General features: G+C 67.8%; 12 protein-coding genes. 10 read left to right on the top strand and 2 right to left on the bottom strand.

Annotation, left to right across the window (positions count from 1 at the left end; all coding sequences use genetic code 11):
- The first annotated feature begins 55 nt into the window (after positions 1-55).
- The 3 genes from dctP to ACO1BU_RS00930 are packed head-to-tail and all read left to right on the top strand — an operon-like array spanning position 56 to position 2,882.
- A complete protein-coding gene (gene dctP / locus ACO1BU_RS00940) occupies positions 56-1,060 on the top strand; it encodes a TRAP transporter substrate-binding protein DctP (RefSeq protein ID WP_424134015.1) in 1,005 nt (334 codons plus the stop codon).
- Between the two features lies 1 nt (position 1,061).
- Complete coding sequence (locus ACO1BU_RS00935; RefSeq protein WP_424134014.1) at positions 1,062-1,595, top strand: TRAP transporter small permease; 534 nt, start codon at positions 1,062-1,064, stop codon at positions 1,593-1,595.
- Positions 1,596-1,601: 6 nt separating this feature from the next.
- A complete protein-coding gene (locus ACO1BU_RS00930; protein ID WP_424134013.1) occupies positions 1,602-2,882 on the top strand; it encodes a TRAP transporter large permease in 1,281 nt (426 codons plus the stop codon).
- A 36-nt stretch (positions 2,883-2,918) separates the two neighbouring features.
- Here ACO1BU_RS00930 and ACO1BU_RS00925 read toward each other — a convergent pair whose 3' ends face one another.
- Positions 2,919-4,238, bottom strand: a complete 1,320-nt coding sequence (locus tag ACO1BU_RS00925; protein WP_424134012.1) for an NAD(P)/FAD-dependent oxidoreductase — start codon at positions 4,236-4,238, stop codon at positions 2,919-2,921.
- 122 nt (positions 4,239-4,360) lie between these two features.
- Between ACO1BU_RS00925 and ACO1BU_RS00920 the strand changes: the two genes are divergently transcribed.
- From ACO1BU_RS00920 to ggt, 7 genes are all read left to right on the top strand, one after another.
- Positions 4,361-5,476 (top strand): extracellular solute-binding protein, encoded by a 1,116-nt coding sequence (locus ACO1BU_RS00920; protein ID WP_424134011.1) that lies wholly within the window; start codon positions 4,361-4,363, stop codon positions 5,474-5,476.
- Positions 5,477-5,479: 3 nt separating this feature from the next.
- Positions 5,480-6,415 (top strand): 2-hydroxyacid dehydrogenase, encoded by a 936-nt coding sequence (locus tag ACO1BU_RS00915; protein WP_424134010.1) that lies wholly within the window; start codon positions 5,480-5,482, stop codon positions 6,413-6,415.
- Position 6,416: 1 nt separating this feature from the next.
- Positions 6,417-7,187 (top strand): class II aldolase/adducin family protein, encoded by a 771-nt coding sequence (locus tag ACO1BU_RS00910; protein ID WP_424134009.1) that lies wholly within the window; start codon positions 6,417-6,419, stop codon positions 7,185-7,187.
- A complete protein-coding gene (locus ACO1BU_RS00905; RefSeq protein ID WP_424134008.1) occupies positions 7,184-8,266 on the top strand; it encodes an ABC transporter ATP-binding protein in 1,083 nt (360 codons plus the stop codon). The genes ACO1BU_RS00910 and ACO1BU_RS00905 overlap by 4 nt, the downstream gene beginning before the upstream one ends.
- Positions 8,263-9,108 carry an ABC transporter permease gene (locus ACO1BU_RS00900; protein WP_424134007.1) on the top strand — a complete coding sequence of 282 codons (846 nt, stop codon included), beginning with the start codon at positions 8,263-8,265 and terminating at the stop codon, positions 9,106-9,108. Before ACO1BU_RS00905 ends, ACO1BU_RS00900 begins: the two co-directional genes overlap by 4 nt.
- Positions 9,109-9,111: 3 nt before the next feature.
- On the top strand, positions 9,112-9,897 hold the full coding sequence (locus ACO1BU_RS00895; protein ID WP_424134006.1) for an ABC transporter permease: 786 nt from the start codon (positions 9,112-9,114) through the stop codon (positions 9,895-9,897).
- Positions 9,898-10,037: 140 nt separating this feature from the next.
- Positions 10,038-11,690: a gamma-glutamyltransferase gene (gene ggt / locus ACO1BU_RS00890; protein WP_424134005.1), complete on the top strand. Its 1,653-nt coding sequence runs from the start codon at positions 10,038-10,040 to the stop codon at positions 11,688-11,690.
- A gap of 62 nt (positions 11,691-11,752) precedes the next feature.
- Here ggt and ACO1BU_RS00885 read toward each other — a convergent pair whose 3' ends face one another.
- On the bottom strand, positions 11,753-12,664 hold the full coding sequence (locus ACO1BU_RS00885; protein WP_424134004.1) for a bifunctional helix-turn-helix transcriptional regulator/GNAT family N-acetyltransferase: 912 nt from the start codon (positions 12,662-12,664) through the stop codon (positions 11,753-11,755).
- Positions 12,665-12,769: the final 105 nt, after the last annotated feature.

Raw genomic sequence — 12,769 nt, 5'->3', positions numbered from 1 at the left:
GACCGGGCCGGTTGGGAGCCGCAAACCCCGGCTGACGAAATTCGGAGGGCGCCCGATGGCCTCGCGACGCAATTTTATTGCTCTGCCCCTGGCGGCTGCACTGCCGCTTCCCGCGATCCGGACGGCTGCGGCCCAGTCGGCCACGGTGATGCGGCTGTCGCACCAGTATCCGCCGTCCCATCACATCGCGCAGGTGCTGAACGGCTTCGCGCAGGATGTGAAGGCACGAACCAATGGTTCGGTCGATGTGCAGGTCTTTCCGGCGGAGCAATTGGCGCGCGTGGCGGAGAACTTCCCGGGCGTGGCGCGTGGAGCCTTTGAAGCGGCGGTCGCGACCAACTTCACCTGGGGCAACACCATCCCCGAAATGTCGGCGCAGACTATCCCCTTCTTCTTCGGGGATCTGGAGAAGAACCGGCGTTTCCCGCAATCCGAGGCGCGGAAGTTCCTGGATCAGGTTACAGGGCGGCGGGCGGTGCGGTCGGTGGCCTGGCTGTTCACGACGAACCGGGCGATTTTCACCTCTCAGCGCAAGCCGCTGGTCTCCGTCGAGGATTTCCGGGGCGTGAAGATTCGCGGCATCAACAGCCTGATCGACAATGCGCTGACCGCCGTGGGCGCCGCCCCGGCCGCGACGCCGGCGCCGGAGGTGGTGGGCGCGCTGCAGTCGGGCGTGCTGGATGCGGGGCTGACGGATGTTTCCGCCGCCGTGTCGCGCCGCTTCTACGAGGTGCAGAAATACGGGACGGTCTCGCCCTTCTTCAGCGTTTCCACCCAGGTCTATGTCAATCCGCGTTGGTGGGACCGGCTGCAGCCGGCGCAGCAGGAGGCGATCGAGGCGGCGCTGGCCAAGGCGGAGACCGAGGCTGTGGACGTGACCGTGCGGACCGCCGATGCCGCCGTGGGCGAGCTGCGGGAGAAGGGCATGACCGTCCATGAGCAGACGCCGGAGCAGGTCGTGCAGTGGCGCGATGCCATGCAGAAGCCGGTCATGGACGCCTTCCTGAAGCTGGCGCCCGAGAGCGGGCCGCGGCTGCTGGACCTGCTGCGGGCGGTCTGACGTGCAACGCGCCGTTTCCCTGATCTCCCGCTTCGCCTGCGGGCTCGCTTCGCTTTCCACGGTGATCTGCCTGGTGCTGATCGGGATGTCGGTTGCGGCGCGCTATCTGTTCCACACGCCGCAGCCCTGGGTGGACAAGGTGGCGGGCTGGCTGGTGGTGGCCCTGGTGCTGTTGGCCGCGCCAGAGGCGCAGCGTCGCTTCGAGCATATCGGCGTGGACATCGCCGTCTCACGCCTCGGGCCGAAGCTGACGCGCGTGGCGCATTTCGTCGGCGCAGCCTCCGTGGCGGTGGTGGCGGCGATCCTGCTTTGGGCGGGATGGGAGGCGGTCGAGTTCTCGCGGATGGTCGGGCTGATGACCGATATCGAGGGCGTGCCGGAATGGTGGATCCAGGCGCTGCTGCCGATCGGTTCGGCCGTGCTGCTGCTGGTTTCCCTGGCGCAGTGCCTGGTGCTGCTGACAGGCGGGATGCCCGACTACCTGCCCACGGGCGATGAGGAGCTGCCGCGCGATACTCTGGCGCGCGGCGAGTAGGTATCCATGTCATTTCTGATCCTGATGGCCGCGCTGATCGGCCTGCTCTATCTCGGCCTGCCGATGTTCGCGGCGCTGTTCCTGCTGCCGCTGGGCGTGCTGCTTTACGTCGAGGGCGGGATTCCGGCGCTCGGCGAGATCGTTATCGGGAACCTGAATGGCTACCTGCTGGTGGCCATCCCGCTTTTCATGATGATGGCGCATGTGATGGTGCGCGGGCGGGTGGTGGATGATCTCTACGGCGCCGCCTTCGCGATGCTGCGGAAGGTGCGCGGCGGGGTCGGAATCGCGACGGTGCTGGCCTGCACGGTCTTCGCGGCGATTTCCGGCTCCTCCGTGGCGACGGCGCTGACCGTCGGCAAGATCGCGATTCCGCAGATGCTGCGCTACGGCATGTCCCGGAAGGGAGCCTTCGGCGTGGTGGCGGGAGGGGGCACGCTGGGCATCCTGATCCCGCCCTCCGCACCCATGGTGCTCTATGCCTTTGTGACGGAGACCAGTGTCGGTGCGCTGTTCCTGGCTGGCATCGTGCCGGGGCTGCTGATGGCCTTGGCCTTCGCGCTCTATGTCTTCCTGACCGAAGGCAAGGCGGTGGCGCCGGCCGATGATCCGCCGCCGGAGCGGATCGGGACCTCGCTGCGGAAGGCGGGCTGGTCGATGACGCTGCCGATCTTCGTGCTGGGCGGGATCTATATGGGCGTCTTTACCGCAACGGAGGCGGCGGGGGCGGGCACACTCTATGCAATCCTGATCGCGGCGGTGATCTATCGCACGCTGACCTGGCGCGATCTGTGGGACGGGGTGCAGGACGCGACGCGGACCAGCGCCATGTTGCTGATGATCATCGCGGGCGCGGCCGTGTATGGATACATGCTGACCAAGCTGCGCATCCCGCAGGAGCTTGCTGCGCTGGTGACGGAGATGGGGCTGTCGCGCACCGGCTTCCTGGTGGCGATGATGGTGCTGCTCTTCATCCTGGGGTTGGTGCTGGAAAGCTTCAGCATCATCCTGCTGACCATGCCCGCCATCATGCCGAGCCTGGCTGCGCTGGGCATCGACAAGGTGTGGTACGGCGTGTTGCTGACGCTTTCGCTGGAGATGGCGCTGATCAGCCCGCCAGTGGCGATGAACCTGGTGGTGATCAAAGCCATCACGGGGGCGCCGCTGAGCGAGGTGAACCGCTCGATCATCCCCTACATGCTGATGCTGGCTGCTGGGACGGCGCTGATGATTGCCTTTCCGGAGATCGTTCTCTGGCTCCCGCGGCAGGCGGGGTACGGCGGGTAGGGTGACCGGGCCGGGGGCGTTTCCCCGGCCCTTTTGTCAGGCGGCCATGCGGTCCATGCGGTCGCGCAGCCTGTACCAGCCGCCGACCAGGGGCAGGAACCAGGGGCGTCCTCCATAGGCGGGGGCAGTGGGAAAGGGCAGGTCGGCCAGGGCGAAAGGCTCGTTTTCTGCGCCCGCGATGCGAAGGGCGGCGCGGTGGCCGAGCCAGCTCGCCATGGCGACGCCGGAGCCCTGGCAACCCGCGGCATAGTGGATGCCGTCCTGGGTGCCGAGATGCGGCAGGAAGTCGAAGGTGAAGGCGACATTGCCCGTCCATGCATGGGTGATGCCGAGCTTCGCCAGTTCCGGGAAGACGGCGGTCATGAAACCGTGCAGGACGGGGGCGGCCTTTTCCGGCGTGGTGGGGCCGAAGGAGGCGCGGCCGCCCCAGAGGATGCGCGTGCCGTCCGGTGATGGGCGGAAATAGTTCAGCACGCGCTTGGTGTCGCTGATCATTCGGCGGCCGGGGAAGAGGCGGTCGATGGTCTCTGTCGGAAGCGGCTCGGTGGCGATGATGTAAGAGCCGACAGGGATCAGGCGGCGGGCAAGCCAGGGCATGGCGCTGCGGCCCTGATCGTCGATGGAATAGCCGTTGGTGGTGACCAGCACGGCATCGGCGCGCAGCGTGCCGCGGGATGTCTTCAGGACAAAGCCGCTACCTTCATGCGCGATGGCCTCGACGCGCGTGGTATCCACCAGCGTTGCACCGGCGGAGGCGGCGGCGCCGGCCAGGCCGCGGGCATATTTGCCGGGATGCAGGCTGCCGGTGGCGGCGGCGAGCATGCCGCCGTGATAGTGGTCGCTGCCCAGGGCCTCACGCTGGCGCTCACGCGGGAGCATGGAGGCGGGGAGGCCCGTGGCCTTTTCGATGAGGGCGACCTTCTCGGCCTGGGCGCGGTAATGGGCAGGGGTCCAGGCAGCAGCGAAGCGGCCGCAGCGGGTGTAATCGCAGGCGATGCCCTCCCGCGCGATCAGATCCTCGATGAAGGGGAAGGACGCGGCGGCGTCGCGGGCGATGGCGGTGGCGCGTTCAGGGCCATGGGCCTTGGCGAGGTCCCCGGTCGCGAGCTTGAGGCCGCCCGAGACCATGCCGCCATTGCGGGATGAGGCGCCCCAGCCGATCCGCTCGGCGTCCAGCACTACAGGGCGGTGGCCGAGGCGGGAAAGGGTGAGGGCGGCGGAGAGGCCGGCATAGCCGCCGCCGACGATGGCGATGGCGGCCCGGTCCGGCAACTCGGCGGGGCGGGCGGCGGGCTCCGCGGCTTCCCACCACCAGGGGGTGTTCCTGAAGCCCGGGGCGAAGAGGGGATGGCTCATTGCGTCGGGAACCCGGCTGGTATCAATCTTGCTCGAAGCATCTCGTGATGGTCAGGGTCCTCCTACGCCGGCGCTTCGGCAAGGGTGCGGGCCAGACGACCGGGGCTGGGGGAAGAGCACTCATGTTGCAGAGCTTCCACGAGGATTGCGTCGAACTGGCACAGCGTGCGTTGCGGCGCGGCGGCACGGACCGGCGAGGCCTGCTCGCCGCCCTGGGGGCGCTCGGCCTTGCGCCTGCTTTCGCTGGCCAGCCGGCGGCGGCCGCGGACTCGAAGGAGTTGGTCATCTGCAACTGGGGCGGCCTGGCGAATGACGGCTTCAGCCGCTTCTATGGCGCGCCTTTCGAAGCGGCGAATGCGGGCTTCAAGGTCGGCATGAACAGCACCGGCCCTTCGGCCGGGCGGATCAAGAGCATGGTCGAGAGCGGAGCAGTCAGCTGGGACCTTTGTGACAGCTCCGCCTCTTCCGCCCGGCTTCTCGGCCGGGAAGGGCTGCTGGCAAAGATCGACTACGGGATCGTCAAGAAGAGCGACGCGATCAACGAGGCCTGCACGCTGGAACACGGGGCGGCGCCATATTCCTTCTCCTCCGTGCTCGTCTACGACAGCAGCAAGTTCCCGAATGGCGGGCCGCAGAGCTGGGCGGATTTCTGGAACTTTCAGAAATTTCCGGGCACGCGGCTGCTGCGGCGCGATGCGATGGCGGTGCTGGATGCGGCGCAGATGGCCCTGGGGAAGGATCCGGCAAATCTTTATCCGCTGGATACCCGTGCCTGCCTGGCGAAGATCCGGGAGATCCGGCGCAACGCCGTGTTCTGGACGGGCGGAGCAGAGAGCGAGCAGTTCTTGCGAACCGGCGAGGCGGTCATGGGCCAGATCTGGCACACCCGCGCCAAGGTGCTGCATGACGAGACCAAGGGCCGCATCACCTTCACCTGGAACCAGGGCCTGCTGCAGGCCGGTATTTTTGTCATCCCGCGCGGCAATCCGGGCGGGGCGAATGCGCAGCGGCTGCTGGCGAGCATGATGGCCCATCCGGAGCCGCAGGTGGAGTTGCTGAAGCTGCTGGGCAACGGGCCGACCAATCCGCGCGCCGCGGCCCTGGTGCCGGCCGAGTTCCGTCGCTTCAATCCCACCGATCCGGAGAATGCGAAACAGCAGGTGCTGCTGAATGGGGATTGGTGGGGTGACAACTACGCAAGGCTGACCCAAGAGGTGGTCGATATCGTCACAGGTTGATCCATGCTTTTGGTGAAGGCGGGCGGCGCCAAGATGCGCCGGCAGTGGTGCGACGTTCTGACGGAGATGCGGCCGGATCTGGTCGCGAAACCCGCCGACGATCCGGATGCGCGTCCTGAGGAGGCGAGATATGTCGTGGTCTGGGAGCCGGATCCGGGCTGGCTGGCCAGCCTGCCGAATCTCAGGGTGATCTTCTCGCTGGGCGCGGGGGTGGACCACATCACCCGCGACCCGGACTGGCCCCGCCATGTGCCGCTGGTGCGGATGGGCGGGGAGGAGGTAGGGCAGCGCATGGGCGAGTATATCGCCTGGGCCTGCCTGAGCCTGCTGCGGAACGCCCGGGAGTTCGCGCTGCAACAGGCCGCCAAGGTCTGGAAGTACAAGGTAGGCGAGAACACGGCGGCGGACCTGACCGTGGGCATCATGGGGCTGGGCTCGCTGGGCGCGGCCGCGGTGCCGATGCTGCGCGGGCTGGGTTACAGCGTGATCGGCTGGTCGCGGTCCCGCAAGGAGATGCAGGGGGTGGAGAGCTTCGCCGGCGAGGCGGAACTGGATGCCTTCCTGGCGCGCAGCAATGTGCTGGTCTGTCTGTTGCCCTCCACGCCGGAGACGGCGGGGATCATCGATGCTGCGCTGCTGGCGAAGCTGCCGGCCGGGGCGGGCGTGGTGAACGCCGCGCGCGGCGCGCATGTGGTGGTACCGGACCTGATCGCGGCCTTGGACTCCGGGCATCTCTCGGGCGCGGTGCTGGATGTGTTCGATCCCGAGCCGCTGGAGCCGGAGAGCCCGCTCTGGAAGCATCCGAAGGTGATCGTGACGCCGCATGTCGCGAGCGTGGCGCGCTTGCGGAAGCGGGCGCGCTATGTGCTGGATGCCATTGCCTCCTTCGAGGCAGGTGGGGCGCTGCCCAACCTCTATGATCCTGAGCGGGGATATTGACGTGCCGCTTCCTCCGCCGCCGGTGCGGCCCGATCCTAATCATGTTCCGACCGAGGCGGAGCTGCGCCGCGACCTGGCGGCGGCCTATCGCCTTATCGCGCTCTTCGGGATGACCGACCTGGTCTATACGCATCTTTCGGTGCGGCTGCCCGGCGAGGGACACCGCTTCCTGGTGAACCCCTACGGGTTGTTGTTCGAGGAGATCACGGCTTCCTCCCTGGTGGTGGTGGATGCGGCAGGGGAGCCGGCCCAGGAGACGAACTGGCCGGTCAACCCGGCGGGCTTCGTGATTCATTCGGCGCTGCATATGGGCGTGCCGCATGCGCATTGCGTGATGCACACGCATACGCTGGCGGGCATGGCCGTGGCCGCGCAGCAGGGCGGGCTGCTGCCGCTGAACCAGATCAGCACGGAGTTCTACGGCCGCGTGGCGGTGCATGAGTATGAGGGCATCGCGGCGGACGACAATCTTTCGGAGAGGGAGCGGCTTGTGCGGGACATGGGCGACAAGCCCTGCATGATCCTGCGCAATCATGGGCTGCTGACTGCCGGGCGCACAGTGGCTGAGGCGTTCTACTGGATGTATTATCTGGAGCAGTCCTGCCGCATCCAGATCGCGGCGCAGTCGAGCGGGGCGCCGCTGGCGCTTCCGCCGGAGGATGTGGTGCAGCGGGCGCGCGACCAGATGGGCAATAGCCCGGTGAAGGGTTGGCTGCCGTGGCAGGCGCTGCGCCGCAAGCTGGATCGCGAGCAGCCGGATTACATGACGTGAGCGGAGTAGCCGGGCATGCGCTGACGCTGCGGGGCGTCTCCAGGCGCTATGGCGATTTCGTCGCGGTGCAGGATGCTTCGCTGGATGTGGCAAGTGGCGAATTCCTGACGCTGCTGGGCCCTTCGGGCTCGGGCAAGACGACGATCCTGATGATGATCGCGGGCTTCGTGGAGCCGAGCGCGGGACGCGTTCTGCTGGACGGGCGCGACATTACCGCCCTTCCGCCGGAGCAGCGCAATTTCGGCATGGTCTTCCAGGGTTATGCGCTGTTTCCGCACATGACCGTGGCGGAGAACGTGGCCTTCCCGCTGCGCGTGCGGAAGCTGGGCCGGGCGGAGCGCGACGCGAAGGTGCGGGCGACGCTGGATCTCGTGCAGCTCGGGCGCTTCGCGGACCGGAAGCCGTCGCAGCTTTCCGGTGGGCAGCAGCAGCGCGTGGCGCTGGCGCGGGCGCTGGTTTTCGATCCCGCGCTGTTGCTGCTGGATGAGCCATTATCCGCGCTGGACAAGAAGCTGCGGGCGGAGTTGCAGGAGGAGCTGAAGGCGCTGCACCGGCGTGTGGGGCGCACCTTCATCAATGTGACGCATGACCAGGAGGAGGCGCTGAGCCTTTCCGACCGGATCGCCATCCTGAATCACGGGCACGTGATTCAGGTGGGGGCGCCGGAAGATCTGTATGAGCGGCCGGCCACGCGCTTCGTGGCGGATTTCCTGGGCAAGTCGAATTTCATTGAGGGGGAGGCAGAGGCGGATACCGTTGGCATCGCCCTGCGGCGCGGCGGCACGCGGGTGCTGGGTCGGGGCACGTCGGCGCATGGGCGCGCGGTGCTGTCGCTGCGGCCGGAGAAGATCACGCTCCTGCCGGAATGGGGCGCCGAGGACAACGTCGTGGAGGGGCGGATCTCCGCCTGGTCCTATCTTGGCACCGGCTATGCGGTAACGGTGGCGACGCCCGATCTTGGCGAGCTTCGCGTGCATCTTCCGGCTTGGCGGGCTCCGCTCGCGCCTTCCGAGGGGTTGCCTGTGCGCCTGGGATGGTCGCGGGATGCGGCGGTGGCCGTGATGGACGACCCGGCGTGACGCCGAAGGGCCGCAGCGCCGCGGGCTGGTGGGCCCTGATCCTGCCGGCCTTCCTGCTGATGACCGTTTTCTACCTGGCGCCGATCCTGCAGGTGCTGGCGATCAGCGTAACGGAGCCGCGACTGGGGCTCGAGAATTACGAGCGGCTGGCGAGCAGCGAGAGTGTGCAGCGGGTGATTGGCACCACGCTGCGAATCGGCATCACCACCACCGTGATCTCACTGCTGCTCGGTTATGCGCTGGCCTTCCGCATCGCCATGTCCGGGCCGAAGGCGCAGCGCTGGTGGCTGCTGGCGGTGCTGGTGCCGCTTTGGATCAGCGTGCTGGTGCGGGCTTTCGCCTGGGTCACGTTGCTGCGTCGCCAGGGGCTGGTGAATGAGGGGCTTCTGGCGGCGGGGATGATCGGGCAGCCGCTGCAACTCGTCTGGAACGAGTTCGGCATCATCGTGGGCATGGTGCATTACATGGTGCCCTATGCGGTGCTGCCGATGCTGTCGGCGATGAAGGAGATCGACCCGCGCGTGCTGGCCGCGGCGCGGGGGCTGGGCGCAGGGCGGGTGCGCGCCTTCCTGCGGGTGTTCCTGCCGCTTTCCATGCCCGGCGTGATCGCGGCGGGGGTGCTGGTCTTCATCTTCTCGCTCGGCTTCTACATCACGCCGGCCATCCTCGGCGGCGGCAAGACGCTGATGGCGGCGGAGTGGATCAAGCTGCAGATCCTCGACCTGCTCCGCTGGGGGCTGGGCGCGATGATGGCGACGGTGCTGGTCGTGGCGATCCTGGCGACGCTGGCGGTCTTCGCACGGCTGGTGAATCTGCGGCGTCTCTTTGGCGCGGGGGGCTAGGGGATGGGCGGGCACCGGCCGGGTTGGCTGAACGGGACCATCGTCTGGGCGACGGTGATCTACCTGATCTTGCCGATCACCATCGTGCTGCCGGTTTCCCTGACGGACCAGCGCTTCCTCTCATTGCCCTACCACGCATTGTCCGGGCAGCATTACGCGCGGCTCTTTGCGACGCCGGCCTGGACCGATGCCATCCTGCAATCGGCCGGCATCGCTGTCGCCTCCACCGTGGTGGCGGTGCTGCTGGGCACGCTTTGCGCGATCGGCTGCTGGCGGCTTTCGCGCCGCAGCACGGATCTGGTGCGGGCGCTGATGCTGTTGCCGATCATCATTCCCAGCATCGCCTATGCGATCGGACTGTACCGGTATTTCGCGCGGCTCGGGCTTCTGGACAGTTTCACGGGGGTGGTGATCGCCCATGCCGTGACGGGCATGCCCTATGTGGTCATCACCGTGTCCACCGCGCTCGCCGCCTTCGATTCGCGGCTGGAGAGCGCGGCGCGCGGCATGGGTGCGTCGCTTCCGCAGACGTTGCGCTGGGTGATCCTGCCGCGGATCGTGCCGGGGATTGTGTCCGGCGCCATCTTCGCCTTCATCCATTCCTGGGATGAGCTGGTGATCATCCTGTTCATCGCGTCGCGCCGCGTCTTCACCTTGCCGCGGAAGATCTGGGACGGCATCAACGAGAATCTCGATCCCGCCATGGCGGCCGTGGCCGTGCTACTGGTGGGGATGACCGTGCTGCTCTTGCTGCTGGATCTGGCGCTGAGGCGGCAAGGCAGGGAGTAGCGCGCGGCACGCGCGGAGCACGGGAGGAAAAGGGTGTTGAGCTGGCCAGCGGGTTCTCGAAACGGTGTCCCCGGGTGGCATGCGGCCTCCGGTATCCTGTTGCTGGCGGCATCCATGGCAGGCCGGTGTAAGGGCGCAGCATGACCGAGAAGTTTCCCGTTACGGGCCGCAAAGGCATGGTGGTGACGAATCATCCTCTGGCTTCCGGCGCGGGCGCGGAGATGCTGCTTGCGGGCGGCAACGCCGTGGATGCCGCCATTGCCGCCTTGTTCACCTTGTCGGTGGTCGAGCCGATGATGGTTGGTTTGCTGGGCGGGGGCGTGGCGCATCTGCGCCTGCCGGATGGGCGGCATGTGGTGGTCGACGGCCTTTCAACGGCGCCGGCGGCCGCGCGGCCGGACATGTACCGCACCATCTCGGACGTGCTGCCGGACTATCAGGAGACGGAGGGGCGGGCCAATCTTGTTGGTCCGCTCGCCATGGCGGTGCCGGGGGCGCTCAGGGCCTGGTGCCACACGCTGGCGGCCTATGGCACGTTGCCGCTGGCGGATGTGCTGGCGCCGGCCATCCGCTACTCCACCCTGGGTTGGCGGGCCACGCCCTATCTGGCGGATTGCGTGGCGGACAACGCGGCGGATCTGGCCGGTGATCCGGGGCTGGCAGCGGCCTTCCTGCCCGGGGGCACGCCGATCCGCGCGGGGCAGAAGGTCACACGCAGCTCCCATGGCGACGCGTTGCGGCTGATCGCGCAGGACGGGCCGGACGCGCTGTATGATGGGCAACTCGGCGATGCACTGGCCGATCATATGGCGAAGGCTGGCGGGCTGATCACGCGGGAGGACCTGCGGGCCGTGGCGCCGATCGAGCGCGAGCCGATCCGCGCCTTCTATCGCGGCCATGAGATCATCGGACCGCCGCCGCCTTCCTCCTCCGGCGTGCATATCGCGCAGATGCTGAACGTGCTGGAGGGCTATGACCTGCGGGGGCTGGGCTTTGGCACGGCGGACGGGGTGCATCTGCTGGCCGAGGTGCTGAAGATGGCCTTCGCGGATCGCGCCGTCGCGACCGCCGATCCGGCCTTCGTGGAGGTGCCGGTGGCGCGGCTGACCTCGAAGGACTACGCGGCCGCGCGGCGGGCGGAGATCGACATGGGGCGCGCGCGGGACTGGGCGCCGGGCGCGGGGCTGCTTGAATCCGCGAACACGACGCATGTGACGGTGGCGGATGACCGTGGGACCGTCATTTCCACCACGCAGACGATCAATGGGCTGTTCGGCGCCCGCTTCACCGTGCCGGGCACGGGGATGATCGCCAACAACTACATGTATAATTTCGATCCGCATCCCGGGAAGGCGCTCTCGGTCGCGCCGGGCAAGCGGGTCTTCACCTCCATGGCGCCAATGATGGTGCTGAAGGACGGGCGGCCGGTGGTGGCGCTGGGGCTGCCGGGCGGACTGCGGATCTTCGGCTCGGCCATGCAGGCCATCATCAACCTGCTGGATCATGGAATGCCGCTGCAGGAGGCCGTGGAGGCGCCGCGGGTCTGGACCCAGGGGCATCGGCTGGAGCTGGAACCGGGGATCGGGGCGGAGACGGAGGCGGCGCTCGTCGCGCGCGGGCATGACGTGCAGCGGGTGCCGACCATCGGCGGTGGGATGGGAGCGGTGGCTCTGGGCCAGGACGGGATGCTGACCGGTGCGGCCTGCTGGCGGGCGGATGGCACGCCGGTCGGGATTGGTGGCGGGCTGGCGCGTCCTGGCGTGCGGTTCAACCTAGGGGCGCCGCGAAGCTAGTCCGCGCTCCGCAGCCAGTGCCGCCCGCCATGCCCCAGAGTCGAGGCGGTCGAGATTTTTGCTCAGGGTTTCTGCCGCACGAAGCGCTGTTCCAGTACTTCTTCGCCCCATTGGCGGCCCGGCCGTTCCTCGGCAATCGTGAAGCCATGGGTCTCATAAAGGTGCCGGGCGGCATCAAGGCCCCGGAAGGTCCAGAGATGAGTTTCGGGGAAGCCGTGCCGGTCACAGAAGGCCAGGGCTTCGGAGAGCAGCCGGCGGCCGGTTCCGCCGCCGCGGGCGGTGCCATCGACGATGAACCAGCGGAGATGGGCGATACCGGGGCCCAAATCCTCGCCGTCGATGGCGATGGTACCGATGAGGCGCCCCTCCTGACTGGCCCGCCAGAACTGGTTGCAAGGCTTGTCCAGCCGCCCCGCAAAATCGGACATGCCCGCGGCAAGGGATGCCTCGAAGGCGCGGCCGAAGCCCGCGGTTTGTGCGTAGTAGAGGGCATGCATCTCAATGCAGCGGGCCATGGCGCCAGGCTGATACCCCGGCTCGATGAGAACGGGGCATGCGTCGCTGGAGCTCGTTGCTGCGCCGAGCGCCCCGGCATAGAGGCGAAGCCCATCCAGCACCGTCCGGTGCTGCGTGGGGTCCATCCGGCGTAGCGCCTGGGCCACCTGCGTGCGGGCGAAGTGATGAATGCCGGCGGTGGTGGCCCGGCCCTTGGGGGTCAGGCTCAGGGCCTTGGTTCGGCCGAGCGGCTCCTCCTTGACCTCGCCGGACGCGATGAGCTTGCGCAGCATCCGGCTCACGCTCGACTTTTCGAGCCTGAGCAGGCCGGCGAGGTCGCCTGCCGTAAGGGTTCCCCGCGCGCCGATCTCCAGCAGCGCGTGCACCGCGGAGGGCGGCATGGAGGTTCCGGCGAGGGATTGCTCCATGAAGCCGAGTTCGCGGACGAGATGGCGGGACGCCGCTCGGACCGGGTCCACGAAGGAGCAAGTTGCCGCATCCGACATGCTGCTAGTGCCCGTCAGTTGTATGGTGCAACTCATTATCAGGCCTGATGCGACCTGCAAAGCGAGTAGCTCAGGCCG

Source organism: Roseomonas chloroacetimidivorans (assembly GCF_049629625.1).
GTDB lineage: Bacteria > Pseudomonadota > Alphaproteobacteria > Acetobacterales > Acetobacteraceae > Roseomonas > Roseomonas chloroacetimidivorans.
The sequence above is the reverse complement of the archived record's forward strand: the minus strand, read 5'-3'. Positions and strand labels throughout refer to the sequence as shown.